Annotated in this window: 25 protein-coding genes; 14 read left to right on the top strand and 11 right to left on the bottom strand. The window is 67.2% G+C overall.

Translation table 11 applies throughout. The features are described 5' to 3' along the window. The first annotated feature begins 114 nt into the window (after window positions 1-114). Window positions 115-450: a 2Fe-2S iron-sulfur cluster-binding protein gene (locus C477_RS21205; protein ID WP_008896625.1), complete on the top strand. Its 336-nt coding sequence runs from the start codon at window positions 115-117 to the stop codon at window positions 448-450. Between the two features lie 55 nt (window positions 451-505). Here the strand turns inward: C477_RS21205 and C477_RS21200 are convergent, their stop codons facing one another. After that, the gene (locus tag C477_RS21200) at window positions 506-1,684 is read right to left on the bottom strand and encodes an MBL fold metallo-hydrolase (protein ID WP_008896624.1); all 1,179 of its coding nucleotides are present in this window, start codon (window positions 1,682-1,684) and stop codon (window positions 506-508) included. A gap of 105 nt (window positions 1,685-1,789) precedes the next feature. On the opposite strand from C477_RS21200, the gene C477_RS21195 reads away from it, so the two are divergent. Beyond that, entirely contained in the window at window positions 1,790-2,428 is a 639-nt protein-coding gene (locus C477_RS21195) for a ferritin family protein (protein ID WP_008896623.1), read from the top strand. 936 nt (window positions 2,429-3,364) lie between these two features. Here C477_RS21195 and ftsZ read toward each other — a convergent pair. Then, on the bottom strand, window positions 3,365-4,540 hold the full coding sequence (gene ftsZ / locus C477_RS21190) for a cell division protein FtsZ (protein WP_008896622.1): 1,176 nt from the start codon (window positions 4,538-4,540) through the stop codon (window positions 3,365-3,367). Window positions 4,541-4,697: 157 nt separating this feature from the next. Then, window positions 4,698-6,026 (bottom strand): D-aminoacyl-tRNA deacylase, encoded by a 1,329-nt coding sequence (locus C477_RS21185; RefSeq protein WP_049914781.1) that lies wholly within the window; start codon window positions 6,024-6,026, stop codon window positions 4,698-4,700. Between the two features lie 375 nt (window positions 6,027-6,401). On the opposite strand from C477_RS21185, the gene C477_RS21180 reads away from it, so the two are divergent. Together C477_RS21180 and C477_RS21175 are read left to right on the top strand one after the other, a co-directional pair. Next, window positions 6,402-8,513 (top strand): bacterio-opsin activator domain-containing protein, encoded by a 2,112-nt coding sequence (locus C477_RS21180; protein ID WP_008896620.1) that lies wholly within the window; start codon window positions 6,402-6,404, stop codon window positions 8,511-8,513. A gap of 82 nt (window positions 8,514-8,595) precedes the next feature. Then, window positions 8,596-9,858: a DUF7344 domain-containing protein gene (locus C477_RS21175; RefSeq protein WP_008896619.1), complete on the top strand. Its 1,263-nt coding sequence runs from the start codon at window positions 8,596-8,598 to the stop codon at window positions 9,856-9,858. Between the two features lie 350 nt (window positions 9,859-10,208). On the opposite strand, the gene C477_RS21170 is transcribed toward C477_RS21175, so the two are convergent. Continuing rightward, complete coding sequence (locus C477_RS21170; protein ID WP_008896618.1) at window positions 10,209-11,153, bottom strand: calcium/sodium antiporter; 945 nt, start codon at window positions 11,151-11,153, stop codon at window positions 10,209-10,211. 140 nt (window positions 11,154-11,293) lie between these two features. Here C477_RS21170 and C477_RS21165 point away from each other — a divergent pair, with 140 nt between their 5' ends. From C477_RS21165 to C477_RS21145, 5 genes are all read left to right on the top strand, one after another. Continuing rightward, window positions 11,294-12,103 carry a shikimate dehydrogenase gene (locus C477_RS21165; protein ID WP_008896617.1) on the top strand — a complete coding sequence of 270 codons (810 nt, stop codon included), beginning with the start codon at window positions 11,294-11,296 and terminating at the stop codon, window positions 12,101-12,103. A gap of 80 nt (window positions 12,104-12,183) precedes the next feature. Continuing rightward, on the top strand, window positions 12,184-12,990 hold the full coding sequence (locus C477_RS21160; protein ID WP_008896616.1) for a DUF4332 domain-containing protein: 807 nt from the start codon (window positions 12,184-12,186) through the stop codon (window positions 12,988-12,990). 129 nt (window positions 12,991-13,119) lie between these two features. Continuing rightward, complete coding sequence (gene pabB, locus C477_RS21155) at window positions 13,120-14,718, top strand: aminodeoxychorismate synthase, component I (RefSeq protein ID WP_008896615.1); 1,599 nt, start codon at window positions 13,120-13,122, stop codon at window positions 14,716-14,718. After that, a complete protein-coding gene (locus C477_RS21150; RefSeq protein ID WP_239641913.1) occupies window positions 14,711-15,415 on the top strand; it encodes an anthranilate synthase component II in 705 nt (234 codons plus the stop codon). The genes pabB and C477_RS21150 overlap by 8 nt, the downstream gene beginning before the upstream one ends. After that, a complete protein-coding gene (locus C477_RS21145) occupies window positions 15,408-16,307 on the top strand; it encodes an aminotransferase class IV (RefSeq protein ID WP_008896613.1) in 900 nt (299 codons plus the stop codon). The genes C477_RS21150 and C477_RS21145 overlap by 8 nt, the downstream gene beginning before the upstream one ends. Window positions 16,308-16,330: 23 nt before the next feature. On the opposite strand, the gene C477_RS21140 is transcribed toward C477_RS21145, so the two are convergent. Beyond that, a complete protein-coding gene (locus tag C477_RS21140; protein WP_008896612.1) occupies window positions 16,331-16,528 on the bottom strand; it encodes a hypothetical protein in 198 nt (65 codons plus the stop codon). 137 nt (window positions 16,529-16,665) lie between these two features. Here C477_RS21140 and C477_RS21135 point away from each other — a divergent pair, with 137 nt between their 5' ends. After that, entirely contained in the window at window positions 16,666-18,048 is a 1,383-nt protein-coding gene (locus tag C477_RS21135; protein WP_008896611.1) for an MATE family efflux transporter, read from the top strand. Window positions 18,049-18,075: 27 nt separating this feature from the next. Here the strand turns inward: C477_RS21135 and C477_RS21130 are convergent, their stop codons facing one another. Next, window positions 18,076-19,206, bottom strand: a complete 1,131-nt coding sequence (locus C477_RS21130; protein WP_008896610.1) for a saccharopine dehydrogenase family protein — start codon at window positions 19,204-19,206, stop codon at window positions 18,076-18,078. A 91-nt stretch (window positions 19,207-19,297) separates the two neighbouring features. Between C477_RS21130 and C477_RS21125 the strand changes: the two genes are divergently transcribed. Further along, the gene (locus tag C477_RS21125; RefSeq protein ID WP_008896609.1) at window positions 19,298-19,747 is read left to right on the top strand and encodes a Rieske (2Fe-2S) protein; all 450 of its coding nucleotides are present in this window, start codon (window positions 19,298-19,300) and stop codon (window positions 19,745-19,747) included. A gap of 41 nt (window positions 19,748-19,788) precedes the next feature. Here the strand turns inward: C477_RS21125 and C477_RS21120 are convergent, their stop codons facing one another. Together C477_RS21120 and C477_RS21115 are read right to left on the bottom strand one after the other, a co-directional pair. Beyond that, on the bottom strand, window positions 19,789-20,151 hold the full coding sequence (locus C477_RS21120) for a DUF7344 domain-containing protein (protein WP_008896608.1): 363 nt from the start codon (window positions 20,149-20,151) through the stop codon (window positions 19,789-19,791). Window positions 20,152-20,354: 203 nt separating this feature from the next. Then, window positions 20,355-20,651, bottom strand: coding sequence for a transcriptional regulator (locus C477_RS21115; protein ID WP_008896607.1), 297 nt, complete (start codon window positions 20,649-20,651; stop codon window positions 20,355-20,357). A 142-nt stretch (window positions 20,652-20,793) separates the two neighbouring features. Between C477_RS21115 and C477_RS21110 the strand changes: the two genes are divergently transcribed. Beyond that, the gene (locus C477_RS21110) at window positions 20,794-21,768 is read left to right on the top strand and encodes a sugar phosphate nucleotidyltransferase (protein WP_008896606.1); all 975 of its coding nucleotides are present in this window, start codon (window positions 20,794-20,796) and stop codon (window positions 21,766-21,768) included. Window positions 21,769-21,898: 130 nt separating this feature from the next. Continuing rightward, on the top strand, window positions 21,899-22,624 hold the full coding sequence (locus C477_RS21105; RefSeq protein ID WP_008896605.1) for a hypothetical protein: 726 nt from the start codon (window positions 21,899-21,901) through the stop codon (window positions 22,622-22,624). Between the two features lie 131 nt (window positions 22,625-22,755). Here the strand turns inward: C477_RS21105 and C477_RS21100 are convergent, their stop codons facing one another. Both C477_RS21100 and C477_RS21095 read right to left on the bottom strand, forming a co-directional pair. Next, a complete protein-coding gene (locus C477_RS21100) occupies window positions 22,756-23,670 on the bottom strand; it encodes a hypothetical protein (RefSeq protein ID WP_083870336.1) in 915 nt (304 codons plus the stop codon). 217 nt (window positions 23,671-23,887) lie between these two features. Beyond that, window positions 23,888-24,265 carry a DUF892 family protein gene (locus C477_RS21095; protein ID WP_239641919.1) on the bottom strand — a complete coding sequence of 126 codons (378 nt, stop codon included), beginning with the start codon at window positions 24,263-24,265 and terminating at the stop codon, window positions 23,888-23,890. On the opposite strand from C477_RS21095, the gene C477_RS24650 reads away from it, so the two are divergent. Further along, window positions 24,215-24,403, top strand: a complete 189-nt coding sequence (locus C477_RS24650; protein ID WP_008896602.1) for a hypothetical protein — start codon at window positions 24,215-24,217, stop codon at window positions 24,401-24,403. The two genes, C477_RS21095 and C477_RS24650, sit on opposite strands and share 51 nt — an antisense overlap. Window positions 24,404-24,415: 12 nt before the next feature. Here C477_RS24650 and C477_RS21085 read toward each other — a convergent pair whose 3' ends face one another. Beyond that, on the bottom strand, window positions 24,416-25,975 hold the full coding sequence (locus C477_RS21085; RefSeq protein ID WP_008896601.1) for an FGGY-family carbohydrate kinase: 1,560 nt from the start codon (window positions 25,973-25,975) through the stop codon (window positions 24,416-24,418). Between the last annotated feature and the right edge of the window lie 29 nt (window positions 25,976-26,004).

The following is a 26,004-nucleotide window of genomic DNA, read 5'->3' as shown; positions in this document are numbered from 1 at the left end:
GGTCGCGAGACGGCATCGTGGGTCCGAACAGGTTCCGCCGTGCGAGTCTCCTTGCTCCTATCACGACACAGATGTGAATAAAGAGTTTTAGTGAGGTCGTCCGTATCGGTTGCTATGACTGAGTATACGGTCGAATTCGTCGGGACGGGTGAGACGATCACCTGTTCGGACACGGAGACGATCCTCAGCCGGTGTCTCGAGGAGGGCATCGCCCAGGAGTACTCGTGTCGCGTCGGGATGTGTCTGGCCTGCTCGGCGGAGATCGTCGAGGGCGAGGTCACCCAGCCCGCGGCCCGCGGACTGACCGAGGAAGAGGCCGAAAACTACGCGCTCACCTGCATGGCGCGCCCGCAGTCCGATCTCACACTCGACCGCGGCAAGTACCCGCCGAGCATCGAGAGCGACCTCGAGGCCGACGGCCCGAACGCCGGCGCAACTGCGGACGACTGACCGTTCGCGACTACCACTCGTTCCTTCTCGCGCGGTCGTCCGACGAGCGGGCCGCTCACTCGGCGACCGCGCAGTTGTTCGGCCCGAGCTCGAGTTCGAACGCTGTCTCGCTGTCGACGTCCTCGCGGCCGAGATTCGTCGCGACGATGCGCTCGTGGTTGGACGGCCGCGGCGGGAGGTTGCCCGTAGCGTGCTCGACGAACGCGGCTTCGTCCATCGAGAACGCCGCGAGTCGGTCGCGCAGCGAGCCGAGACGAGCGGTGTAGCTCCCGTCGTCCCGGGGGTCCGCGGCGTCGCTGTAGTGGCCCGGCGCGATCGTCGTCTCGGCCGGGAGGTCTCCGAGTCGCTCGTGCAGCGTCTCGTACAGTCGTCGGGCCGCATCGGGTGCCCCGTCGTCGCCGCGTTCCAGATCCGGCCGTCCGACGCCCTCGAGAAAGAGCGTGTCGCCGGTGAACAACACGTCGCCGAGCCGGAAGGAGAGCGACTCGGTCGTGTGGCCCGGCGTCGCCACCGCGGTCAGCGTCGCCGAACCGATCTCGAGCTCATCAGCAGGAGAAAGGGTCGTCGCGTCGAACGCGAGGCCGCGGTCCCGAGCGCCCGCGGGAACGACCGGCTCCGCGTCGGTCCGGTCGGCGAGGGCGCGGACGCCGCTGACGTGGTCGGCGTGGACGTGGGTGTCGACGGCGTACCGGAGCGCCGCGTCCCGGTCCGCAGCGTCGTCGACGTATCGATCGGCGAACGCGCGGAGCGGGTCGATCACCGCCGCCTCGCCGTCGCTGTAGATCGCGTAGGCGAGACAGCCGCTCGAGGGCCGATCGTACTGGACGACCGTCGCGGGCGCGTCGACCTCGAGTTCGCGGGCGAGGGAGAGGTCGGCCCAGGCGTCCATCCCGCCGGCGAGGTTGCCGGCGTCGAGACCGGCGTCCCGGAGGAGCCCGACGGCGTGCGCGCTGGCCTCCCCGCGTCCACAGACCGCGACGATCGGTTCCTCGAGGTCGTCGACGAGGTCGGTCACGCCGCCCGTCGCTTGCGCCTGGATGAACTTCGTGTGGGGAATCTGGACCGCTTCGACCCCTTCGCCATCGAGGTGCCAGCGCTCGAACTCGTCCCGGTCGCGGACGTCGATAACGGTAAACCCGTTGCCGGAACGCAGCCGGTCGGCCAACGCCTCGGGTTCGATCGAGACCTGTTCGCGTTCGGCCGCCGGCTCCGCAGACTCGCTCCCGTCGGTCATGGACGTCGGTACGCCGCCGCGACGGTTAAGTCGTGGCTCGAGGCGGAGTTATTGACCCGTCGAACCGCCACCAACGTTCAACACGATCCGTGGTGTCGAAGGGGTATGAACGCCGACGGATTCCGGGACGCAATCGAGGAGTCGATGGATAGCGAACTCGAGCGACTCGGGTCGTCCAAACTGCTCGTCGCGCTCACCGATGCCGATCTGACGGTCGAAACGGTCCTCCGAACGGTCGCCGACAGCGAACGCGCCGCGATGGAGACCTTCGAGGGCTGGGCCGACGACGAGGGCCACGAGGACGCACAGGAACTGTTCGCCGAGTTCCGCGACCAGGAGCGCGACCACTACGAACGGGTCGCGGACCTCCTCGAGGGCGAGGGCGAGGCCGACGCCGACGCGACCGGCGGACCGATGCACGAGACCCTCCGATCGCTCGAGGACACGTCTTCCCGCCTCGGCGGACTCGTCGGGCGGTCGATGGTCGGCGAACGGACGCATCTGCAGGTCGTGAGCTTCTTCGTCAACGAGGGCGACGAACGCCGCGCCGATCAGTTCCGGGAACTGCGAAGCGAGACGGCGGCACAGGGCGACCGGGCGCTCGAGCTACTCGAGGAGGTCTGCGACGAAGACGGAGACCGGGATCGCGCTCGAGCGGCGGCCGAGGAGGCGATCGAGGTCGCGTACGACGCGTACGCGGGCTCGCTGGACGAGATGGGAATCGACCCGAAACCGATCTGCTGAGGCGGGAACGGCGAGTGTTCCTCGAGTCCGACGGCGTGCTCCGCTCGGGCCACGCATCATCTCTGTGAGGGATCATCGGGAGCGAGCGATTCTTTGGAATCCATCCACAGCGGTCCGGACTTTTTGATACTGGGTTGGATGGCACTGAACTATCACCAATAGCACTTATTAGGGGGATATCCTATAGTGACCAGCAGAGATCCCATCCGTAAAAATTTCTGAATCGAAGGAGTGATTTCTAACCAATACTTATCGAAGATATGGGTAGTCAAGCAGAGATTATACTCCTTTCTCTATATTTAGTTCAGTTTTCAATCGCTATTTTCATATATAGGGACATGTGTCAGTTTGACCTTAATAAACGTCAGCGGTATGATCTAGCCGTTCTCGTTCCTCTTGGCGGTTTTGTAGTACTGCCGTATTATATGCGTAAAAGAGCGAAGTTTAAGAAAACCGAATCTGGTCTATATTCGTCTATTATTGAAATAGGGACTGTCTCTAGTAGAACGAAATTGTTCGTTCTCACTCTCATGACCGGAGTTTCTTTTAAAACAGCCGGGACTCAGAAACCAGGTTCGATATCTCAATTCATTCTTCTCATAGGCAGTGGAATCGGTGCGTTCCTTCTTTTTAGAACAGTACGACAGTATCAGTCTACATAGTTATTGGAACTCTCTACCTGATTTCACACTTATACGGCCGGTACGCTAACTCACTTATCGCCTGACACCTCACAAGTCCTCCGAGAACGTCTCATAGAGCGGAACTCGACTATGCGATCGAAACGGTACAGAAGGTGAACGAGACCGCGCGGACGGATTCGGCACAGTTCCCACTTACGGCCCGCGGTCCCCAACCGCGAGTCCAAACGGCTAGAAGTGGTGAAGATGGACTCCCTCCCGATCCTCTCTGCGGTCGAACGGCTCGCGATCGCGGTCAGTCGACGAAGTCGATGTCGTCGCCGCCCGCCTGGCCGGTCATCTCCGGCTGGACGGTCTCCTCGTCGGGGCGACCGTAGATCTGTGGCGACTCGACGCCGGTGACGACGATCATCGTCCGCATGCTGCCCTCGAGTTGCTCGTCGATCGAGGTCCCCCAGATGATGCGCGCGTCGGGATCGATCCGGTCGTAGATCTCCTCGACGACGCCCTCGGCCTCCTCGATGGCCATGTCGTTGCCGCCGGTGACGTTGACCAGCGCGGAGCTCGCGCCGGAGATGTCGACGTCCAGCAGCGGGGAGCGCAGCGCGGTCTTGACCGAGTCCTCGGCTTTCGCCTCGGAGTCGGATTCCCCGAGACCGATCATGGCGACGCCGCCGCGTTCCATGACGGTGCGAACGTCGGCGAAGTCGAGGTTGACGAGGCCGGGCTTGGTGATCAGTTCCGTGATACCCTTGACGCTACGCATCAGCACCTCGTCAGAGACCTTGAACGCCTGGCGGACGGGCAGTTTGCCGACCGAGTCGAGCAGACGGTCGTTGGGGACGACGATGACGGTGTCCGAGACGTCGCGCAGGCGCTCGAGGCCCGCTTCGGCGTTCGTCCGTCGGACCTCGCCTTCCGCGGTAAAGGGCGTCGTGACGATCGAAATCGTCAGCGCGCCGGCCTCGCGGGCGGCCTTGGCGACGACGGGCGCGGAACCGGTCCCGGTCCCGCCGCCCAGTCCCGCCGTGACGAACACCATGTCCGAGCCGTCGATGGCGTCGTAGATGTCCTGCTGGCTCTCGAGTGCGGCCTCCTCGCCGACCTGCGGGAGCGAGCCGGCGCCGCGGCCGCCGGTCTTCTCCTCGCCCATGAGGATCTTGGTGTCGGCCTCGATCTCTACGAGGTGCTGGACGTCGGTGTTGGCGGCGACGAGTTTCGCGCCGTGGATGCCCTCCTCGTGCATGCGGTTGACCGTGTTCCCGCCGGCGCCGCCGCAGCCGACGACGGTGATATCGGTCTGGAGATCTTGGAGAACGTCCTCGAGTTCGTCGTCGGTCATCGTCCCTGTTCGGTGGCCGTCCGACGCGTCGCCCGCGGACTGGTCGCCCTGGGGCGGAGCGTCGTCGGGGACCTCGGACTGTTCCCCGGTTTCGGCCTCGTCGATCGCATCGTCGATGATGGAGTCCATTCTTGGCACTGTCTAGAAGATGGAGCATAATTACCTTTCCCCTACACGTCGGACGCATGTCTGACACAATCCGGGAAGGGTATCTATCACCTACCCGATTCCACGAATCCCGTCACCGGGTGCAGTAACCGGCGCTTACTGCGTTCGTTCTGTCCGGTTACTTCGGGAACCGATCGGTTTGTTGACGCCGAACTCTCTGCGGGCTGACCGTTTCACCGTCGACGGTGACGGGCTCGCCATCGGCGAGCGCGCCGAACTTCGGCCCCTCGGGAACGCCGATCTCGCGCGCGAGTTCGGGATCGAACGCCGTCCGCTCGGCGACGACCGCGTCGTCCGCGACGGTCACGTCGTCGTACTTCTCCTCGAGGACGGCCGCGAGCGCCGCGACGATGGTCTCGCGGGCGGCCGCCTCGTCCGCGGCCGGAACCGCGGCGCGTGACCCGACGCGACTGCCGCCGTTCTCGGTGGCGAAGGCGACGGCGTTCGATTCGACGATCTCTCGCACGCGATCGGGATCGATCCCCTGTGCGGCGGCGACCAGTTCGGCCGGCAGGTCGACGACGTCGAACGCGTCCGCGCGTCGGTCGCCGAATCGAATCCCGTCGTCGATGCGCCCGAGGTCCGCCTCGACGGCGTCGACCGACTCGAGCGGGCGATCGTCCACCTCGCGGAGCCAGGTCTCGCTGACGAGCCGGTACCCCAGATCCTCGAGCGTCTCCTCGAGGACTGGCCACTCGCCGTCGACGAGGGCGACCTCCGTCTCGCTGGCCGCGAACGCGGCGTCGAGCACGTCGCGGTGGGTCGTCGGGTGGTCCATCGCCTCGAGGGCCCAGTCGGCCGCGACGTGGCCGACCGCCCACTCGGTTTCGCGGACGACGCGCTCGAACCGCGGCGCGTAGTGGTTGCCGCCGAAGCCGACGATCTGCCTCCGCTGATGGGGGTCGACGCCCCGAAGGTCGAGAATCGCGCGGGCGACCGCTTCGGCGCCCGCGGGGTCGTCCCACTGCTCGTCGTCGCTGCCCAGTTCCGCGAACAGCGACGGGCAGCCGACCGCCGTCGGGCCGTGGTGGGTACACTCCATGCCCACGTCGTACCCCTCGGGGGCGTGTTCGTCGAAGGCCTCGAGCAGGCGCGCCAGCGCGTTCGGACACGCGTCGGCGACGGCGTCGGGCTCGCCGCCGAACTCCGCGGGGCCGAAGTTCCCCGTGAAGTGGCCCGTCAGCAGCGGTCCCGTGTCGCCGGAGTGGCGCGAGGCGAAGACCAGCAGGTCGGGGTCGCAGTCGAAGGCGTCGACCGGGGACTCGAGTTCGAGGTGAAAGTCCTCGAACGACCGGAGTTCGGCGCTCTCGAGTCGGTAGTAGGTCCCGCCGCCGTCGGCGTCGGGTCGGGAGCCGTCCTCGAGGGTCTCCCAGTCGGCGAGGTCGCGGAGCTGGTCGCAGACGTGGACCGACGCGCGGTCGGCCCGGCTCTCGACGATAGCGATCACGCGAGAGCGTCGGTACCGAGCGGACGAATAGTCTGCGTTTTCGAGTCGGATCCGCGGGATCCGGCCCGTCGGTTCGAAGAGCGTTTTCCCAACTCGGGGTGTGAGCCGCTTCTGTCCGTCCGGTTCGTCTGGGCGTGCGACCGTTTCGGCAAATAACGAAGCCGACGGTCGCTCACTCGGTCGATCGGCTGCCACCCGGGATTGTCGTCGTGCCTCGTTTCGATACCGGCCTCTCATAGCGATAATCGAAGACCAGTATAAGTACGTGGCACAGGTCACCGTCGGTTTTTCCGCGCTCCGAATGGTAACTGGTAACGGGAACCACCGGGCCGAACACGGCCGGACCGAACGTGTTCTGAACACACCAGCCAACCAATGACAGACTCTCCTCCGGAATGCGACGGCGAGGCGAACGGAACGACGACTGGACCGGACGGCGACGACTGCCCCGAGTTCACCCTGGACGTTCGCCGGCTGGCGACGCGCCTCCCCGACTACGCCGTCTCGATACTCGACGCGGACGGTCGCGTCGCCACGTGGAACGAGAGCGTCCGAGCGCTCACGGGATACGAGGAAGCCGAGGTCGTGGGTCGCCACTACCGGATCTTCTTCCCGTCCGAAGAGCGCACGACCGGTCGGCCGACGCAGATACTCGAGCGCGCACGCACCGAAGGGCGCGTCGAAGACGAGGGCTGGCGCTGTCGGAGCGACGGCAGCCGGTACCGGGCTCGCGAGGTGATCGTCCCGGTCCGCGAGAACGAGATCGCTGACTCGGGGGCGTTCAACCCCGACGCGACCTCGCGCGGCGCGGACGAGTCGGCCGGCGACGTCGTGGCCTACGCGAGCTTCCTCCAGGACCGGACCGACGAGTACGAACGCGAACGGACTCTCCGCGAGAAGAAGACGTTCGCGGAGAGCATCTTCGAGGCCCAGCCGGACGTCGTCTACGCCTTCGACGCAGAGGGAAATTTCCTCGAGTGGAACGACCGCGTTCTGGAGGTGACGGGATACACGGCGTCGGAACTGGACGAGATGGGGCCCACCGAGTTCGTCGTACCGGAACACCGCGAGCGCATCGCCGAGGCGATCCAGCAGATCCTCGAGGAAGCGGGGTACGTCTCCGTCGAGGCGGATCTCCTCACGAAAGACGGCTGTCGGATCCCCTACGAGTTCAACACGTCCCGGATCAGCGACGACACCGGCTCCGTCCTGGGCTTTACCGGCGTCGGCCGCGACATCACCGGCCGCAAGGCCCGCGAGCGGGAACTCGAGCGGTTAGAGCGGCTCAACGCGACGATCAGGACGATCGACGAGGCGATGGTCACCGCCGAGACCCGCGACGAGATCGAATCCGCGATCGTCGAGACGTTCGCCGACGCGGCGGCCTACCGCTTCGCCGCCATCGGTCGCGTCGATCGGGCCGTGACGAGCGACCGGCAGCTCTGGGAGCCCCAGGTGTGGGACGGGATCGACGCGAGCGCGGTCGAGACCGTCCTTCCGTCGTTCGTCGAGCCCGCTGACGAGTCGCTCGAATCGGCGCTCGAGACGGAGTCTATACGGTGTTATCACGGCCTCCGCGAGAGCGACGTCGACGACTGGCGCCGCGACGCTCGCGAGCGCGACTACGGCGCGGTCGCGGTTGTCCCGATCACCGCGAGCGGTCGCACCTACGGGCTGCTCGTCGTCGGCGCCGCCGAGTCCGCGGCGTTTACCGACCGCGAACGGGAAGTCCTCCAGGAGTTCGGCGGCACGATCGGCCACGCGATCAACGCGATGGCGGTCCGGCGACTCCTCTATCAGGACACCGTCGTCGAACTCGAGTTCGAGTCCACCGACCGGCGGGACATCTACGTCGACTGCTCGGCCCGCCTCGACTGCCGGCTCACGATCGATCACGTGTTGCCGCTGACCGACGAGCAGTTCGTCCACTACGTGACCGTCGCCGGCGCCGATCCCGACAGGGTCCGGTCGGTCGTGGCCGACTACGACGTGGTCGAGGAGCTCCGGGCGGTCGACACCGACGGGGACGAAAGCCATTGGGAGGTCGTCGTCGCCGGGCCGACGATCACCGGCTTGCTCGCGGATTACGGGGCTCGGGTGCGCTCGAGAGTCGCCGACCGCGGCGTCTCGACGACCGTCGTCCAGACCAGTCCCGACGTCGAGATCCGCGACCTCGTCGACGCCGTCACCGCGGCCTACCCCGAGACGGAGTTCGTGTCGAAACGGTCCGTCGAGCGGCCCGTCGAGACCGGCGGCGACTTCCGCCGGCGGGTCGCCGAGGAGTTGACCGAGAAACAGCAGACGGCCCTCGAGGTGGCCTTCTACGGCGGCTACTTCGAGTGGCCGACGCGAAGCAGCGACGCCGGCGAGATCGCCGATCGGCTCGGGATCGCCCGCCAGACGTTCCACCAGCACCTCCGGGTCGCTCAGGCGAAGTTACTCACGGCATACTTCGAGGGCGGGAACGGCCCTCTACGGGGAGAATGAGCAAATTCCGTCGCGGTATCTCTCGGTCATACCAGAGCACGCTGGTACAGTCCTTTCCAGCGTCGACTGTCTTTATCAATCAATGAATTCCCGCGCTGCTCTCGACGGAACAACCGTCGCGTTCGATGGTCTCTCCGCCCCCCGACGGCGGTATCTCCTTTCGGTCCTCTACGACCGACAGGAGCCCACGTCGCTAGAAACGCTCGCGACGGAAGTGGCCGTCCGCGAACACGCTTCGCCGATCGTCACCGACGAGCAAGTTCGGACCGCGCACGTCGAACTCGTTCACAACCACGTCCCCCGACTGCTCGAGGACGAGTTGCTGGTCGAGGAACCGACTACCGACGGAACGCGGCGGATCGCCCTCGCCGAGCGGTCGCTGTTCGACGCCGACTGGGTGACGTTCCTGCTCGAGAACCCGACCGGAGGACGGGACTGGGAGGAACAGCGGGTGAACCGAACGCTCGAGACGTTGGGTCCCGCCCGCCGCCGGGAGATCTGTCGCGTCCTCGCGAGACACCCCGACGGGTTCGCCGTCGCGGACCTCGCCGCGATCCTCGCGGCGCGCAGCGAGGAGACGCGACTCGTCGACGTCGACGAATCCGTACGGGCACCGGTCGAGACGCAACTCGTCCACGACGATCTGCCCGCGCTCGAGAACGCCGGTCTCGTCGCGTACGATCGGGCGGACGGAACCGCCTCGATCGAGACCGACGCGGCTCAGTGGCGAGCCGAGTGGCTGGCCCAAGGGCCGCTCGCGGACGTGTGCTCCCTCCTGTGCGGGGACCGGTCGGAGAGAGACGATATCGACGGGGAGAGCGAACCTGCCGACGATTCGCCGAGCGAGGGCGCCTGCCGGACGCTCGAAGGGACCGAAACCGTCGTCGCCAAGAACTGCGAGATCGCGGACAGCGCCGAGGAGGAACTGGTCGTGACGGTGCCCGACGCGGGGCTGCTCGAGCGGCGCTGTCTCGAGCGCTGGCGGGCCGCTGCCGACCGCGGGGTGGACGTCTACGTCGGCTCGCGGTCGCCCCGCGTTCGGGACACCGTCAGGTCGGCCGTTCCCGGGGCGACCATCTGCGAGCCCCAGTGTGACTGGCTGAACTTCCCCGCCGGACGGGTCAACCACGGACACGTCGTCTTCGCCGACCGCGAACGCGTGCTGCTCGTCACGCGCGCCGACGAGCCGTCGGCGCCGACGGGGACGGCCGCCATTACCGGCGACGGTTCGGAGAACGCGCTGGTACGGCTCGTCCGCGAACACGTCGGGCCGCGGCTGGACCGGCTGCAGTCTCGGTGTGCCGACGAGCTCCCGGACGCGGAATCGGCGCCGCTCCCGCTTTAGCTGTCGCTGCCACGCTGGTGATGAAGACTCGAGACGACGGTCCAACTACTGTATCGCCTGTGAGTAGATTCGATTGAGTATCGTAAAAACCATATGTCAAATTAACTCCATAATGAGTACAGTGAGATACAATCGCTTCGAAACGTCCAACATACTCGCGGTTATCGTCGGTATCGGAATCGCGGTAGCGTCGTGGCGATTCCTTTCGGAGTCCGGTGCGCTCGTCTTGGATACCGTCGTCGCCATCGCCATCGTCGCGGCACTTTCGGCCACGCTTTTCCGCAGCTAACGGCTGAATCGGAGACTGGCGTCGAGGCCACTCGCGAACCGGCCGGTCGACCGCGCATCGATCAGGGAAGGAGCAAGTAGATGAACGCGCCGTACCCGACGACGAGCGCGGCGCCGTCGCGTCGCGTGAGCCGCCGCCCGTACCCCATCATCGCGACTAAGAGCACCGTGAAGACGATCAGGAACGGGAGTTCGAGTCGGAGCGTGCTCGAGGCGATATCGATCGGCGTGATCAGGGCGACGATCCCCAGCACCGCGAGGATGTTGTAGATGTTCGAGCCGACGACGTTGCCGATGGAGAACGCGGTCTCGCCGCGGACGGCGCTGACGACCGACGCCGCCAGTTCCGGCAGCGAGGTGCCGAGTGCGAGCACCGTCAGGCCGATAAAGAGGTCCGAAAAGCCGAGCGCCGACAACAGCCCGGTGCCACCGGAGACCAGCCACCGCGAGCCGATGACGAGCGCGATCAGTCCGCCGACGACGAGTGCGACGTCCCGGGGCGAGATCCCGTCTCCGGCGTCCGGATCGTCCATCATCGGCGCCGGGTCGGCGTTGACGTAGTAGAGCAGGTAGCCGGTGAAGCCGGCCAGAACCAGCAGGAAGACCGCGCCCTCGAGGCGACCGATCGTTCCGTTGGCGCCGAGGGCGACCAGCAGTATCGCCGCGAACACCATGAACGGGACGTGGCGGCGCATGACGATCGAACTGACCTGCAGGGGTTTGATGAGCGCGGAGATACCGAGCACCAGCCCGATGTTGGCGATGTTCGAGCCGATGACCGCGCCGAGGCCGATGTCGGTCGAGACGTTCAGCGCGCCGATCGTCGAGACGAACAGTTCCGGCGCGGTCGTCGCGAAGGCGACCACCGTCACGCCGACGGTCGCCGCCCGGAGGCCGATCCCCAGCGCGAGCCGGCCGGCGCCCGCGACGAGCAGTTCCGCGCCGCCGTAGAGCGCGACGATACCGGCCGCGAGCAGGACGAGATACAGCGGAATGCCGGTGAGCATAGCGGCGGCTACTCGAGAGGGGGGTAAAAGAAACCCGAAAGCATCTGGCGTCGGCGAGTCGGTTGTAGATCGCGCGCGGAGGCCCCGTCGCTGAAGTCGCACCGATTATAGTCCCCTCGACGCGACTGTGTGGTATGGCTATGGACGTCTTCGGGTTGCTCGGCAACCCGGTCGGACACTCGCTGTCGCCGCCGATGCACGAAGCCGCCTACGACGAACTCGGTCTCGAGGCCCGCTACGTCACCTTCGAGCCCGAGCCCTCGGCGATCGAGGACGCGATCGACGGCGCCGAAGCGCTGGGTATCGCGGGACTGAACGTGACGATTCCGTTCAAGCGGGACGTCCTCGAGTGCGTCGAGGCGGACGAACTGGCGACCCGGATCGGTGCCGTCAACACGATCGATTTCACGGGCGAGGGCGCCCCGACGGGCCACAACACCGACGCGGTCGGTGCCCTGCGCGCCCTGCGCGATCACGGCGTGACGGTCGACGGCGCACGCGCCGTCGTCGTCGGCGCCGGCGGCGCCGGCCGAGCCGTCGCCTTCGGTCTCGCGGACGCGGGCGCGACCGTCGAAATCGCCAACCGGACCGCGTCGACGGCCCGCGAGCTCGCCGACGAGGTTCCGGGCGCGACGGGTCACGGTCTCGAGAACGAGACGCTCGTCGACCTGCTTTCCGACGCCGACGTGCTCGTCAACGCCACCAGCGTCGGCATGGAGGAAGACGAGACGCCGGTGCCGGCCGACGCGCTCCACGGCGACCTGGCCGTGCTGGACGCGGTGTACCAGCCGCTCGAGACGCGACTCCTTCGGGACGCGACCGCGGCCGGGGCGACGACCGTCGACGGCGCGTGGATGTTGCTCTACCAGGGCGTCGAAGCGTTCGAGCGCTGGACCGGGCGAGAGGCGCCGGTCGACGCGATGAACGCGGCGCTTCGCGATCGGCTCTGAGCCGGTTCTACGGCCGGAATCGACGGTCGAGATCCGAGTATCAGGCGAATTTAAGTGAGGGAGTCGACTATATCGCCACAATGGCAATCCTCCAAAAGCTGAAGTCGCTGCTCGGGTTCGGTGATTCGGACCCGGAGCGAGGACGCGGTCGAGAGGTCGGGGTAACGGTCGAACGGGAAGGGTCGCGGGAGGACGAGGCCGACGCCGAACCGACTGAGACCGAACCGGAACCGGAAACGGAGACGGCCTCGACAACGGAAACGCCGGCGCCCTCGAGTTCGACGAGCGGCGCGGACGAAACGGCCGCCGGAACCGAGGAGCCGGCCGTCGAGTCCGACGAACCGTCCGTCGACACCGAGGAATCGGCCGTCGACGTCGAGGAATCGACAGCCACCGAGTCGGCCGACGGCTCCGAAGTGGAAGAGGCGACCGCCTCCGACGCGGAAGACGAAACGGCGGACGTCGAGGACCTGCCCGACAGCGCCGCGGACGCCGCCATCAAGGAGGCGGAACCGGACGACTCGACCGACGCGGCGAACGAGGAATCGACCGACACGGATGCGGCGGTCGAACCGGAACCCGAGCCGGAACCGGAAGTCGCCGCGGAACCCGACGAGGAACCAGCCGAACCGGAGACGGCCGACGAATCCGCGGAAACGGACTCGGAGGCGGCGGCCGAACCGACGGAGGCGACAGACGACGAAGCCACCCAGGAGCCGGTCAACTCGATCAAAGGGATCGGCCCCGCCTACGCGGACCGCCTCGCCGCCGCCGGCGTCGAAACGGTCAGCGAACTCGCCGCCGCCGACGCCGCCGACCTGTCCGAGCAGACCGACATCTCCGAAAAGCGCATTCAGGGCTGGATCGACAGAGCGGACGTCCGCTAGTCGACGAACCCTCTCCCCGCGCTCGGTCGTTCGAAACCCCCGCTCTCCCGACGGCCGCTCTCGGCACTCTCGTTTTTCGCCACTCTCGAAACCGCAAGAGGATTAGGCTCTCGCCCCCTTCCGAGAGGCATGAGCGATCCGCGCGTCGTCACCTCGCTCGCGTCGTTTCGAGCCGCCGCCCGCGAGCGCCTCGAAGGTGACGACGCTACGTCGACCGAGGACGCGCCGACCGACGACACGACGGCACGGGCACCCGGCGTTCGGATTCCCGTCGAGGTCCGCGTCGCCGTCGACGATCCGTTTCTCGCCTATCGACGGGCACGCGATTCCGATTCCGGCGGCGCCTTCCTCGAGACGACCGGCGGCCAGCCCGGCTGGGGCTACTTCGGCGTCGATCCCGTTGACCGGCTGACGGTCGGGCCGGACGCGGTCGCGCGAACGGACGACGGGGAGTCTCCGACGCTGACCGCCCTCGAGGGACTCCTCGAGCGAGACCGGTTGGTTCGCGGCGACTGCTCGATACCCTACCCCTGCGGAGCGATCGGCTGGCTCTCCTACGACGTCGCCCGCGAACTCGAGTCCCTTCCCGAGTCGGCCGTCGACGATCGAGGACTACCGCGCCTCGAGGTCGGCGTCTACGACCGACTGGCGGCCTGGGAAGCGCCGACCGACGACGGGGAGGTGACGCTGCGGGTGACGGCCTGTCCGCGAGTCGCGGTCGACGACGGCGGCTCCGATGAGGCGCTCGAGGCGGCCTACGAACGCGGCCGCGACCGAGCGCTCGAACTCGCGACGGCCGCCCTCGAGGGCGATCCGGCGGTCGGCGAGCCGCCAGTCGCGACATCCGAAGCGACGTTCGAGAGCGACTGCGGTCGCGAAGCGTTCGCCGAGCGCGTCCGCCGGGTCAAGGAGTACGTCCGGGACGGCGACACCTTTCAGACGAACGTCTCCCAGCGGCTGGTCGCCCCCGCGGCGGTCCACCCCGTCGCGGCCTACGACGCCCTCCGGCGGGTCAACCCCGCGCCGTACTCGGGGCTCCTCGAGTTGCGCGCGGCCGATCTGGTGAGCGCGAGTCCCGAGTTGCTCCTGGAGCGGAACGGCGATTTCGTTCGGACAGAGCCCATCGCGGGCACGCGTCCCCGCGGCGAGACGGAGACGGACGATCGGGCACTCGAGGACAACCTCCTGAGCGACGAGAAGGAGCGGGCCGAACACTCGATGCTGGTCGATTTAGAGCGCAACGACCTCGGAAAGGTCTGCGAGTACGGCTCCGTGGCGGTCGACGAGTACCGGCGGATCGATCGCTACTCGGAGGTGATGCACCTCGTCTCGAACGTGACCGGGCAGTTGCGCGACGACGAAACGCTCGCCGACGCTATCGCGGCGGTCTTCCCGGGCGGCACGATCACCGGCGCGCCGAAGCCGCGGACGATGGAGATCATCGACGAACTCGAGGCGACCCGACGAGGCCCCTACACGGGCAGCATCGGCATCTTCGGCTTCGACGGACGAGCGACGCTGAACATAATCATTCGGACGCTGGTCCGCCACGCCGAGGAGTACCACCTCCGCGTCGGCGCCGGGATCGTCCACGATTCCGATCCCTACAGCGAGTACGACGAGACCCTCGACAAGGCCCGCGCGCTGATCGCGGCCGTCGACGAGGCGCTGGGCGAGCGAGCCGGAATGGCGCTCGAGGCCGAATGCGGAGGTGAGCAGCGTGAGTGACGGACGTGACTCCCGAGAGCGAGCGTCGGCGAGTGACCGCAGCAAACGGTTGCTGGTAGTCGATAACTACGATTCGTTCGCGTACAACCTCGTCCAGTACGTCGGCGAGGTGGCGGACGAGGTCGTGGTCCGGCGCAACGACGAGATCGATCTCGCCGATCTCGAGTCGATCGATCCCACAGGGATCGTCGTCTCGCCGGGACCGGGAACGCCGGAGGAGGCCGGCATCTCGATCCCGCTGTTCGCCGAGACGGAGTACCCGATTCTGGGCGTCTGCCTCGGCCACCAGGCCCTCTGTGCGGCCAACGGCGCGCCGGTCGTCCGCGCGCCCCACGTCGTCCACGGCAAGCCCTCGACGGTCGAACACGACGGCGACGGGATCTTCGCGGCGTTGCCGGAGACGTTCCAGGTCGGGCGGTATCACTCGCTGGCGGTCGACCGAGCGGACCTGCCCGACGCCCTCCGCGAGACGGCGCGGACGACCGACGAGCGCGGCGTGTTGATGGCGGTCCGTCACCGCGAGAAACCCCACGTCGGCGTCCAGTTCCACCCCGAGAGCATCCTGACGCGGGGCCACGACGACGCGGCCGGCGGCGACGGCATCTCGCTGCGAGTTGGAAAGCGCATGGTCGCGAACTTCTGTCGGTTCGCCGCGGAAGCGACGGCGGCGGGGGAGGAGGAGACGCGGAATGACTGACGAAGACGACCGCTACTACCACGTCGACGGCGAAATTGTCCCCGCGAGCGAGGCGACCGTCAGCGTCGACGACCGCGGCTTCCGGTACGGCGACGCCGCCTTCGAGACCATGCGGGCCTACGGCGGGACGGTCTTCGCGTGGGAGCGCCATCTCGAGCGCCTCGAGGCTACCTGCGACGCCCTCTCGCTCGCGCACGGGGTGACCGACGCCGACCTCCGCGAGCGGATCGATGCAACCCTCGCCGCGAACGACCTCGCGGACGCCTACGTGCGGCTCTCGGTCACGCGCGGCGTCCAGCCGGGGAAGCTGACGCCCCAGCCCGAGGTCGATCCGACGGTGGTCGTCTACGCCAAACCGTTACCTCGCGGGGGGCTCGAGGGTGATTCGGTCTGGGACGAGCCCGCGACCGTGCGGACCGTCGAGACGCGACGGACGCCGGACGAGGCGCTTCCGGCCGGGGCAAAGACGCACAACTACCTGAACGGGATCCTCGCGCGCGCGGAACTGCGAAACGAGGACGGAACGGCGACAGCGGACGAGGCGCTCATGTGCGACCTCGAGGGACACGTCGCCGAAGGCGCGACGAGTAACCTGTTTTTCGTCCGCGACGGCACCCTCCACACGCCGACGACCGACGGGGACGTGCTGGCGGGGATCACCCGCGAGATCGTCCTCGAGTCGGCCGCAGAGAACGGAGTTCCGACGCAGGAAGGACGGTACGACCTCGAGGACGTCCTCGCGGCCGACGAGGCGTTCCTGACGAACCGCACCTGGGAGCTCCGACCGATCGCGTCGCTGGACGACCGAGAGATCGGCGGCGGTCCCGTCACGGAGCGGCTCTCGCGGCTGTACGACGAGCGCGTCGAACGGGCCTGTTACTCCTCGAGGTAGCTTCGCGAGGCGATTGCGGCTGCCTACGCGTCGGCGGTCCGCAGCGGAAGCGGCGGAATAGCGACCGTCAACCCGATTCCGGACCCGATTATCTGGCCGACGTACTCGAGGGGTTCGAACCGACCGAAGACGAGGACCTCGAGACCGCCGAGGAGAACGAAGGCGACGATCGCCCAGAACGCGAACGAGAGCGCGACGTTCCGGGCGATCCACTCGCTCATTTTTCGAATATCGTTTCGGATAGCAAGCTGATAAGCGTGTCGCGAACCGCACAGTCGTTGCGCTGTCTCGAGCGAGCGGACTTCCCTCGAGTGCCGGTTGCAACAAGTTCAAACACCGGACGACCCGAATTCGAAGCGTGCTCTCCGGAGGACGACGGCGACTGTTCGCCGTCTGGCGGCGCGTGTTCGACCTCTCGTGGCCGGTGATGATCGAGCAGTTCCTCCGGACGATGATGCGGACGACGGACGTCGTCGTCACCGGACTGTTCTCGCCCGCCGCGGTCGCGGCCGTCGGGTTGGCCGATCTGTACGCCAGACTGCCGCTGCGGATCGGGCTCGGTCTCGGCAGCGGCGTCATCGCCCTCTCGAGTCAGGACACGGGCAGCGGCGCGACGGGCAACCGGGACGAGGCCATCACGCAGGCGATACTGCTCGGCGCGGTCGCCGGGCTCCCGTTCGTGCTGTTCGGTGTCCTCTTCGGCGAGCGGGCGATCGGCGTGCTGGGCGCCGAGCCCGAAGTGGCCCGCATGGGCGGGCTCTACCTCGCGATCATCTTCGCGACCAGCCCCGCCCGCCACGTGGCGCTGGTCGCCGCGCGCTCGATTCAGGGTGCCGGCGACACGCGGACGCCGATGTACCTCAACGTCGTCTCGAACGGCCTCAACATCGTCGGCACGCTCGTCCTCGGGTTGGGGCTGGGGCCCGCACCGCGGCTCCACATCCTCGGCGTCGGCGTCGCGACCGCCTTCGGCAACGTCTTCTCCGCGCTCGCGCTCGTCGCCGCGATCCGCGGGCCGTGGACGCCGGCGAACTTCGTCCGTCCCCGCCAGTGGACGGTCACGAAGCAACTGCTCGCGATCAGCGCCCCGCGGATCGCGGAGGGGCTGGTGACGACCGTCCTCGAGTTCCCGTTCAACTCGATCCTGCTGGTCTTCGGGACGGACGTCAACGCGGCCTACCAGATCGGTCGGCGGGTCTACCAGCAACTGACCAGCCCGCTCTCGCGGGGGTATCGGACCGGCACGAGCATCGTCGTCGGGCAGACGCTCGGCGACGGCGATCCCGCGGGGGCGCGGTACAACGGCTGGGCCGCGGCCGCGCTCGGCCTCCTGACCGTCGGCTCGCTCGGCGGCGCGATTTTCGTCGGCGCCGAGGGGATCGTCGGCCTCTTCACCGACGATCCGTCGACGATCGGCTACGCGGCCGGCTTCGCTCGCGCGTACGCCCTCGCGGCGCCGGCCACCATCCTCTACGTCGTGCTCTCGGGGGCGCTCACCAGCGGCAGCGACACGCGGACGCCCTTTATCGCCCGCGTCTCGGGGATGGCCGTCGGCATGCTCGGCGTCTCGGCCGTCGGCGGGATCTATCTCGACTACGGGATGCCGGCGGTGTACGCCTCCATCGTCGTCTTCTACGTCTGGGCGATGGGCTACGTCGCCGTCGGCTATTATCGGGGCGGCTGGGTCGAACGAACGCAGACGATGATGAACGAGCGCGGCAGCGCGCCGAGCGAGGACTGACCCAGTCGTCGGACTCGAGACGGATCGTCAGTCGGACTCGAGGGCGGACCGTTCGGGGTCGGCCGACTCGGCCGGCGCCTCGAGGAGTTCGCGCTCGGTTCCGGAAAGTTCGAGAACGAAATCGGCATCGAACGCCGAGGAGGGCGTCTGAAAGCCGGCCGGCAGGCGACCGCGACTGCTCCGGCTCCGCTTATTCCCGTCGATGACGCGTTCGGCGGCGCTCACCGCGGCCTCGGCCGTCAGCGCGTAGGGGTTCGGGGTCCGGAGCCGGGCGCGGGCGCGACGCCCGGTCGTCTCGTCGACGGCCTCGCCCCAGACGGTCGCGGCACCGGTCGAGCGGGCCGCGTCGTCGGGACCGTCCATTCGAGCGTCGACGAGGCGCTCGAGGACGGCTTCGACCGGCCGGCGCTCGAGCAGCCAGCCCAGCGAATCGACGGCCGAGAGCGCGCGGGTCGCCCACGACGGCGCGGCCGCGTAGACTTCGATCGAGTCGATGCCCGTGCTGTGGGCGGCGGTGACGACATCGCCCCACGGGATCGTGACGGCGTGTTCGGGGCCGTCGCCGAAGTCGATCTCGCGGCTCCGGTAGGCCATCGGGACCTTGATGAGTCGGCCGTTGCGCCGGACGACGCCGTCGTCGCCGATGTGTTCGACGAGCGTTCGGGCGGTGCCCCGCGAGAGCCTGCCACCGCCCTTGATCGCGAGCGAGAGGGCGGTCGCCTCCGGCAGCTGCGAGTGGAGAAACGACGCTAAGCAGTCGGTGGGGACGACGTCGAAGCCGACGCCGGGTAAGAGCGTGATTCCCGCCGCCCGCGCCGCCTCGTCTCGGCGACGGAGCCGTTCGAACGCCTGGAACTCGCCGGTGATGTCGAGGTAGTGGGTGTCGGTCTCGAGACAGGCGTCCACGAGGGGATCGACCGTGTTCACGAACGGCCCGGCGCAGTTCAACACGGCGTCGAACGACCGGAGGTGGGCGGCGACGTCCGCGGCGTCGCTCAGGTCGAAGGTTCGCCCTTCGACGCCGAGTTCGTCCGCCTGCCGGGAGACCGCGCGACCGTTGCGACCGGCGACGACGGGGGACCCTCCTCGAGAGACGGCTTCGCGGGCGATCAGCCGACCGGTGTAGCCGTAGGAGCCGTAGATGAGAAGGGAGTCCATAGCCGTCGTTTGGCACTCGGGATGTTAAATCTGCGTCAGACGTTCGCGCGATCGAAACGTTCACGACGGCGGACCGGTAACCGAGCGGGCGATGGACGCGTCCCAACGGATCACTGCGCTCGAGGACGTGCCGACGGATTCGACGGTGCTCTTCCGGGTGACCGACGACTCCGACGGCGAGCGGGAGGCGATTCTCGTGGCCACCGAAAACGGCGACGACGGAACCGACGGCGAGCCCGAGGAAGACCGACTCGCCTGCTGGCTGAACTACTGTCAGCATCTCACCCACATCAAGATCGACAAGGGGTCGGGCGCCCCGATGCGAAACGGGGAACTCGTCTGTGCCAACCACGGCGCCTACTTCGACGCCGACTCCGGGGAGTGTACGTACGGCCCCTGCGAGGGCGCTTACCTCACCGATCTCGAGGTGACGGTCGACGACGGCGTCGTCTACCTGACCGACGACGACTACGAGTACGTCGGCGCGGGACCGGTCGACGATGACGACGATCTCTCCTCGAGTTCCAACGTCAAGATATAGGCCCGTTCGGCTCTCTCCGGGTGTTTCGAGTACGTGGCCGGCTACTCGAGGCCGATCGGGACGACGAGGTCGCGCTCCTGGTCGTACTCGAGCAGACCGGCGTCGACCAGTCGCGGCAGGTGGTCGTGATACAGCGAGAGATAGATCTCGTGGACGCGCTCGGCGGAGATGTTCGGAACCTGGCAGCCGGTTTCCCGGACGGCGACCTCCTCGGCGGCGTCGGGCAGCGTCAGCGACTCGCCGTAGGTGCGCATCACCGACAACAGTAGTCGGCGGCGCTGAGCGGCCAGTAGTCCGAACGCGTCGTCGACCGTCTCGGCTGACGCGTCACAGCCCTCGAGTTCGTCGAGGACTGCCAGCACGAAGTCGACACAGTCGGACTCGGAGTTGGGTGTGGCAGTCATTCGTACCTCCATGGCCTCTCGAAACGGACGGACGCCTGCATCGGAGAGACGAGAACGGTCGCAGGCGCCGATGGGACAGCGGATCGACCGTCCGTTCGCTCGAGGGTCTGTACCGATTTCTCGAGAGCACAGTAAATATTAGTATCGAATCCGTCCCAGACGCCTCGCCTGGGGTGACTCTCGCCGTCTCGGGACCGTCTCGATTACTCGATCGTCAGGGTCGGTTCGGTGACTGACTCGCTCTTGCAGCTGGGACACCGCGAGGGGAGGTTCAGGAGGTCGTCGAAGTCGTCGAAGCCGCAGTCCCGACACGTCGGCGGTGCGACAAGTAACTGTTCGTCCGCGTCGTTCCCGCCGATCGATCGGGAGACGTGTTCGGCGTGGCGAACCACCGATTCCGGCGTCAGATCGAGCCGGACCGCGAGTTCGCTGGGCGTCGCGAGATCGTCTCGGAGAGCGTCGGCGAGTCGCTGTCGCGTCGTTTCGTCGGCTTCGCGCATACGTCTGAAAAGCGGCCGTCCGACCGTTAGCCTGTCGGTCGTCCACCTCGAACGACGGTTGCGTTCGACGCCGGAATCCGACGACGGCGAGTCGATCCTTGAAAGGGTAAACCACTTATCACAGGCAGATGAATGACGGGCCATGAAAGCCGTGGTCCTCGCCGGCGGGTACGCGACTCGAATGTGGCCGATCACGAAACACCGACCCAAGATGTTCCTCCCGATCGGTGACTCCACCGTCATCGATCGCATCTTCGCCGAACTCGAGGCTGACGATCGGATCGACGAGGTCTTCGTCAGCACCAACGAGCGGTTTGCCCCCGATTTCGAAGCCCACCTCGCCGATAGCGAGTTCGAGAAGCCGCGGCTGTCGGTCGAGGATACGACCGAGGAAGACGACAAGTTCGGCGTCGTCGGCGCGCTCGCGCAGTTGATCGACCGCGAGAACGTCGACGACGATCTGCTGGTCATCGCCGGCGACAACCTGATCAGCTTCGACGTCGCGGAGTTCGTGGACTACTTCGAGGACCACGACGCGCCGACGCTGGCCGCCTACGACGTCGGCTCCCGCGAGAAGGCCACATCCTACGGCCTGGTCGAACTCGAGGACGAGCGCGTCGTCGACTTCCAAGAGAAGCCCGACGATCCCAACAGTACGCTCGTCTCGATCGCCTGTTACGCGTTCCCGCAGGACTCGCTGTCCCTGTTTCCCACGTACCTCGAGGAGGGGAACAACCCCGACGAGCCGGGCTGGTTCATCCAGTGGCTCCAGAACCGGGAGGCGACCTACGCCTACACCTTCGACGGCGCCTGGTTCGACATCGGCACCCCCGAGAGCTACCTCGACGCCGTCGGCTGGCACCTCGACGGCGACTCGCTTGTCGCCGACTCGGCGACCCTCGAGAACGCTTCGGTCGGCGACAACGTCCACGTCATGGGCGACGTCACCCTCGAGAACACCGATCTCGACCACGCCGTGATCTTCCCCGACGCGACGGTCCGGGACGCCGACATCCGTCGCTCGATCATCGACGAGGGCACCCACCTCGAGGAGTTGGATCTCGCGGGTGCGCTCATCGGCGCCCACACGACGATTACGAACCGCCCCGGAGAGTAACCGACGCGTCGACCGCCTGAACGACGAAACGGTCGCCGGATAGTGGGTCCCGGACGACTGCACCTCGATTTCGGAGTGAACTGGTCGATACAGCTATCAGTCCCCCGTGAGATGTGTGTCGACGAAGCGCATGTCACGGACGGTTCAGTCGGTTCTCGACCGGTACGCCGAGGGCGTTCCCTACGAGCGACTCGCAGCCGCCTTCCGCGAGCGCCGCCGCTGGACCGGCGACGATCCGCGGCTGTTGCTCGCGGAGGCGGCCGCGTCGACGACCGGCCAGCGCTTTCTCGGCGGCGTCAAACCGACCGTCGAGCGGTTTCGCGAGGCGTTCGTCGCGACCGACCGGATCGAGACGCTGGCCGATCTCGCCGCCGTCGATCCCGAGGACGACGCTCTCGTCGCGGCCGTCGGCGCCCAGCGCAAGCGACGCGTTCTGCTCGAGGCCGCCGCCGCGCTCGCGGCCAGACCGGAAGCCGACGACCAGGCGGCGCTGCTCGGCTGGGCGGAAACGGCGGACCACTACCGCTACGACGAGGACCCGATCGGTTCGATCGCCGGCGTCGGCCCCGCAACCTTCCAGTACCTGCGCCAGCTCGCGGGCGTCGAGACGATCAGGGCGGATCCGACCGTCGTCCGGCTGATCGACGCCGTCGCCGACGACCTCGAGTCGGCGCCACTGGACACCGCGAGCGATCTCCGGACGATCGCGTCCGGCGAGTGGCTGGCCCTCGAGTCGTCGTACTCCGCGCTCGAGATCGACCGCATCGCGTGGTGGACGTACACCGGGGACGACGAACGGGAGGCCGTCCTCGAGGTCCACGGCTCGCCGGCCACCGCTGTGACCGACTGCGAATAGACGGACTCGAGCGACGACTGACCGTCTCGGACCGGACGGATACTACCGGGCGACTAGGAATAGAACGGAATCGCGTCGATTCACACCGAGAATTCCTCCCCTCGAGTTTGGACCGGATCGGACCGAGCGCGTTAGCTGCCGGTGTTCAGATACTCGTCGGTCGACATCTCAAACACGATCGTCACGAGTCGACCGTCTCGAGAGATGTCGTCCAGTTCGACGTCCGCCGACTGATACTGCGATTCGATTTCGTCGAGGTCGATTCCGGCGTCGCTCTTGTACAGATCACGTTGCTCGATGGTCGTCTCCGTGCTCTCGACCGTTGCCGTCTCGCGTCTCGCGACGACCGCGTCGTCGGACGCGCTCTCGGCGAACGACTCGCTCTGTACGTGGACGAACTCCATGTCGCCGTCGGCGTCCCCGTCGGAGAGCTGCGCGAAGAGATCGCTCTCGTCGGCGAGTCGAGCCGCGTCCCCGGCGTTGGTATCGATCAAGAGTTCGATCTCCTCGCGGGCGTCGAACGACTGGTAGGTGCTCGGCTCCGATCTGATGAGATACTCCCCGTCGGTCGCGACGGTGACGGACGACTCCTCCTCGTCGTAGAGGTCGAATCCCGCGTAGCCCTCCGCCTCGGACACCGACATTTCGTCGATGACTGCCCCGGGATCGAACGATCCGGTGAGAATCTCGGCGTTACCCGCGTTGACGACGGCGTCGATATTCCCGGCTTCGAGGCTCTCGTGGTAGCGTTCCGTCAGGTCCGAACGGAACTCCTCCGCGTACGACGGATCCGACTCGAGGAGCGCGTTGAGATCCATCTCTATGGCTACGATCGAGTCTCTGGATAACTCGTCGGGATCGTAGGTCCAATCGGTGTACTCGAGTACGTCAGTCTCGGTCTCGGTCTCACCGCCGTTTTCCGCTTCGTCGTCTTCGTTCCCGTTCCCGTCCGTACTGGTTTCGTCGCTACAGCCGGCAAGCGCAGCCAGCAGCCCGACGCTCGTCCCCCCGGCCGTCGCTCGAAGCACCGTTCGTCTCGATTGCATTCTATTCGTGAAAGTCAGTAAAACTATAAAATTGTTCTGGCAGCGAGCTAACGCGGGACCAGGCACCCGCATCGTCGTCTTCGAGGCTGGAGAGGCGGTTTAACTACGCGAAAAGTGCTAGAGTATCTGATGGCAGTGTCGTCCACACACGCATCTGTCGTACCGATGCATCCTCTCTGACCGGCGGCCATTCCCCAGGCGAGTCCGTGGCGGCGACTCAGGCCGTCAACGTCCGGACGTTCTCGAGCCCGTTCTCGGCCTCGGCTTTCGTCTGCTCGAGCGGGTCGACGACTTCAGCGGGCAGGTCCATCCGGTCGGCCAGCGTCAGCAGCGTCTCGAGTTTCGTGATCTCGAGGCGCTCGATCCCGCGGCCGAGTTCCGTCTCGACGAGGTCGCCGAGGTGCGGGTCTTCGAGGTCCTGGACGATCTCCTCGCGGTCCTCGCGCAGCCCCGCCAGCGAGGCGCTCTCGAGGGCGCCGGGATCTTCCTGCATGGCGTCGAATAGCGTCTCGAGTCGCCCGATCCGCTCGGACGTGGTCTCGCTGTGGGTCATGTAGTACTCCTCGAGATCCTCGTCGGTCGCCGCCTCGGCCAGCTCCGACTGGAGGTCCTCGAGTTCCTGCTCGATCTAGTACAGTTCGCGCAGTTCGCGGACGAACAGGTCGCGCTGGGATTCGATCATGCCGTCAGCGACGGCACCGACGAGACGCAAAGAAACTTACCTGTCAGGTGACACCAGTGGGACTCACTCCGCGTCCGGGTCGGCCGTCGGTTCCGTCCCCGCCGCGTCCGCGGAAGCCCGAAAGGCGGCCTGCGAGTCCCAGATTGGCGCCATGTCCGTGCGTGCGTCGCGGTAGGCGGCGTACAGTTCGTCGTACGTCCCGGCGGTCGACGGCCGCGGCGCGTATCGGGTTCGATCGCCCGCGAGCGCGTCGGTCGCGGTCTCGAGGTCCGGGTACGCGCCCACGCCGACGGCGGCGAACGCCGCGGCGCCCGTCGCCCCCGGTTCGTCGTTCGTCGGGACGACGATCTCGGTCCCCGTGCAGTCGGCGGCGAGCTGGCAGAGCAGCGACGAACGGGTGCCGCCCCCGCTTAGGGCGATCCGATCGGGGTCGGCGGGGAGGTGTTCCACGCAGTCCCGCAGGGCCAACGCCAGCCCCTCGTAGGCGCTCCGAACGAGGTGGGCGGTCCCGTGGGCCGGCGAGAGACCGAGGAACCCCGCCCGGGCGTCGGGATCGGTGAACGGTCCGCGCTCGCCGGTCTCGCTCAGATACGGCAGATAGAGCAGTCCATCGCTGCCCGCCGGGGACGATCGAGCCAGCTCCTCGAGGTCGTCGAACGACGCGCCGTCGGCGATCTCCGATCGGACCCACTCGAGGGTCCGCGTGCCGGCGTTCGAGCCGATGGCGGTGGTCCACCGGTCGTCGATTCCCAGCGCCATCCCGATGGCCGTCGGCTCCGCGCCGGGCCCGTCGCCGATCACCTGCGTGAACAGCGAGGTACCGATCGAGGCGGAGCCGTCGCCCGGCCGGACGGCGCCGCTGCCGACCGCCGACGCGGCGACGTCGATAGCCCCTGTGACGACCGGCGTCCCGGCGGGCAGTCCGGTTTCGTCGGCGGCCGTCTCCGTGACCGTTCCGACGACGTCCGTCGGCGCGCGGAGCTCCGGGATCAGCGACGCCCGTTCCGGGAGCCCGACAGCTTCGAAGACGGCCGGCTCGAACGCGGTCGTCTCGCGGTCGAGCAACGGCACCGTCGCCTCGGTGGTGTCGGTGCCGCGCTCGCCGGTCAGCGAGTACGCGAGCCAGTCCGTACAGGAAAACGCCGTCGTCGCCCGCTCGAGGGTCGCGGGCTCCTCGTCGGCCAGCCACCGCACCAGCGGCAGGCTCATTCCCGGATACGGCCGCGAGCCGCAGGTCTCGGCCAGCGTCTCGAGGGTGCCGTCGCGCGCCCAGCCCTCGACGATCGGCGCCGCGCGGCTGTCCGACCAGAGGATCGCGTTCCGGACGGGCTCGCCGTCGGCGTCGATCAGCCAGCAGCCGTCGCCCTGCCCCGTGAGACCGACGGCCTCGATGTCAATTTCGTCCCCCGAGTCACTCTCACGGGTCTCGAGTTCCGCCACCACCGTTCGGATCGTCTCGGCGGTCACCGACCACACCGCGTCCATCTCCTGTTCAGCCCGGCCGGATTCCGGTATGACGACCGACTGGGACGTCGACGCCGTTGCCACCGCACTCCCCTCGCGGTCGTACGCGACGACCTTGACGTTCCGCGTGCCCGCGTCGATGCCGAGGAAGACGTTCATCGGTGGAACCAGTCGGGCAGAAACTATTG

Source organism: Haloterrigena salina JCM 13891, from assembly GCF_000337495.1.
Classification (GTDB): Archaea; Halobacteriota; Halobacteria; order Halobacteriales; family Natrialbaceae; genus Haloterrigena; species Haloterrigena salina.
The sequence above is the reverse complement of the archived record's forward strand: the minus strand, read 5'-3'. Positions and strand labels throughout refer to the sequence as shown.

What these genes read in the sequence shown, in the direction of transcription:
- C477_RS21180 (WP_008896620.1), top strand. Translation starts at nt 6,402, where the DNA reads ATGACAGACTCTCCTCCGGAATGCGACGGCGAGGCGAACGGAACGACG.
- C477_RS21170 (WP_008896618.1), bottom strand. Translation starts at nt 11,153, where the DNA reads ATGCTCACCGGCATTCCGCTGTATCTCGTCCTGCTCGCGGCCGGTATC.
- C477_RS21130 (WP_008896610.1), bottom strand. Translation starts at nt 19,206, where the DNA reads ATGGACTCCCTTCTCATCTACGGCTCCTACGGCTACACCGGTCGGCTG.
- C477_RS21175 (WP_008896619.1), top strand. Translation starts at nt 8,596, where the DNA reads ATGAATTCCCGCGCTGCTCTCGACGGAACAACCGTCGCGTTCGATGGT.
- C477_RS21160 (WP_008896616.1), top strand. Translation starts at nt 12,184, where the DNA reads ATGGCAATCCTCCAAAAGCTGAAGTCGCTGCTCGGGTTCGGTGATTCG.
- C477_RS21165 (WP_008896617.1), top strand. Translation starts at nt 11,294, where the DNA reads ATGGACGTCTTCGGGTTGCTCGGCAACCCGGTCGGACACTCGCTGTCG.
- C477_RS21145 (WP_008896613.1), top strand. Translation starts at nt 15,408, where the DNA reads ATGACTGACGAAGACGACCGCTACTACCACGTCGACGGCGAAATTGTC.
- C477_RS21085 (WP_008896601.1), bottom strand. Translation starts at nt 25,975, where the DNA reads ATGAACGTCTTCCTCGGCATCGACGCGGGCACGCGGAACGTCAAGGTC.
- C477_RS21195 (WP_008896623.1), top strand. Translation starts at nt 1,790, where the DNA reads ATGAACGCCGACGGATTCCGGGACGCAATCGAGGAGTCGATGGATAGC.
- C477_RS21100 (WP_083870336.1), bottom strand. Translation starts at nt 23,670, where the DNA reads ATGCAATCGAGACGAACGGTGCTTCGAGCGACGGCCGGGGGGACGAGC.
- C477_RS21115 (WP_008896607.1), bottom strand. Translation starts at nt 20,651, where the DNA reads ATGCGCGAAGCCGACGAAACGACGCGACAGCGACTCGCCGACGCTCTC.
- C477_RS21120 (WP_008896608.1), bottom strand. Translation starts at nt 20,151, where the DNA reads ATGACTGCCACACCCAACTCCGAGTCCGACTGTGTCGACTTCGTGCTG.
- C477_RS21140 (WP_008896612.1), bottom strand. Translation starts at nt 16,528, where the DNA reads ATGAGCGAGTGGATCGCCCGGAACGTCGCGCTCTCGTTCGCGTTCTGG.
- pabB (WP_008896615.1), top strand. Translation starts at nt 13,120, where the DNA reads ATGAGCGATCCGCGCGTCGTCACCTCGCTCGCGTCGTTTCGAGCCGCC.
- C477_RS21105 (WP_008896605.1), top strand. Translation starts at nt 21,899, where the DNA reads ATGTCACGGACGGTTCAGTCGGTTCTCGACCGGTACGCCGAGGGCGTT.
- C477_RS21205 (WP_008896625.1), top strand. Translation starts at nt 115, where the DNA reads ATGACTGAGTATACGGTCGAATTCGTCGGGACGGGTGAGACGATCACC.
- C477_RS21200 (WP_008896624.1), bottom strand. Translation starts at nt 1,684, where the DNA reads ATGACCGACGGGAGCGAGTCTGCGGAGCCGGCGGCCGAACGCGAACAG.
- C477_RS21110 (WP_008896606.1), top strand. Translation starts at nt 20,794, where the DNA reads ATGAAAGCCGTGGTCCTCGCCGGCGGGTACGCGACTCGAATGTGGCCG.
- ftsZ (WP_008896622.1), bottom strand. Translation starts at nt 4,540, where the DNA reads ATGGACTCCATCATCGACGATGCGATCGACGAGGCCGAAACCGGGGAA.
- C477_RS21125 (WP_008896609.1), top strand. Translation starts at nt 19,298, where the DNA reads ATGGACGCGTCCCAACGGATCACTGCGCTCGAGGACGTGCCGACGGAT.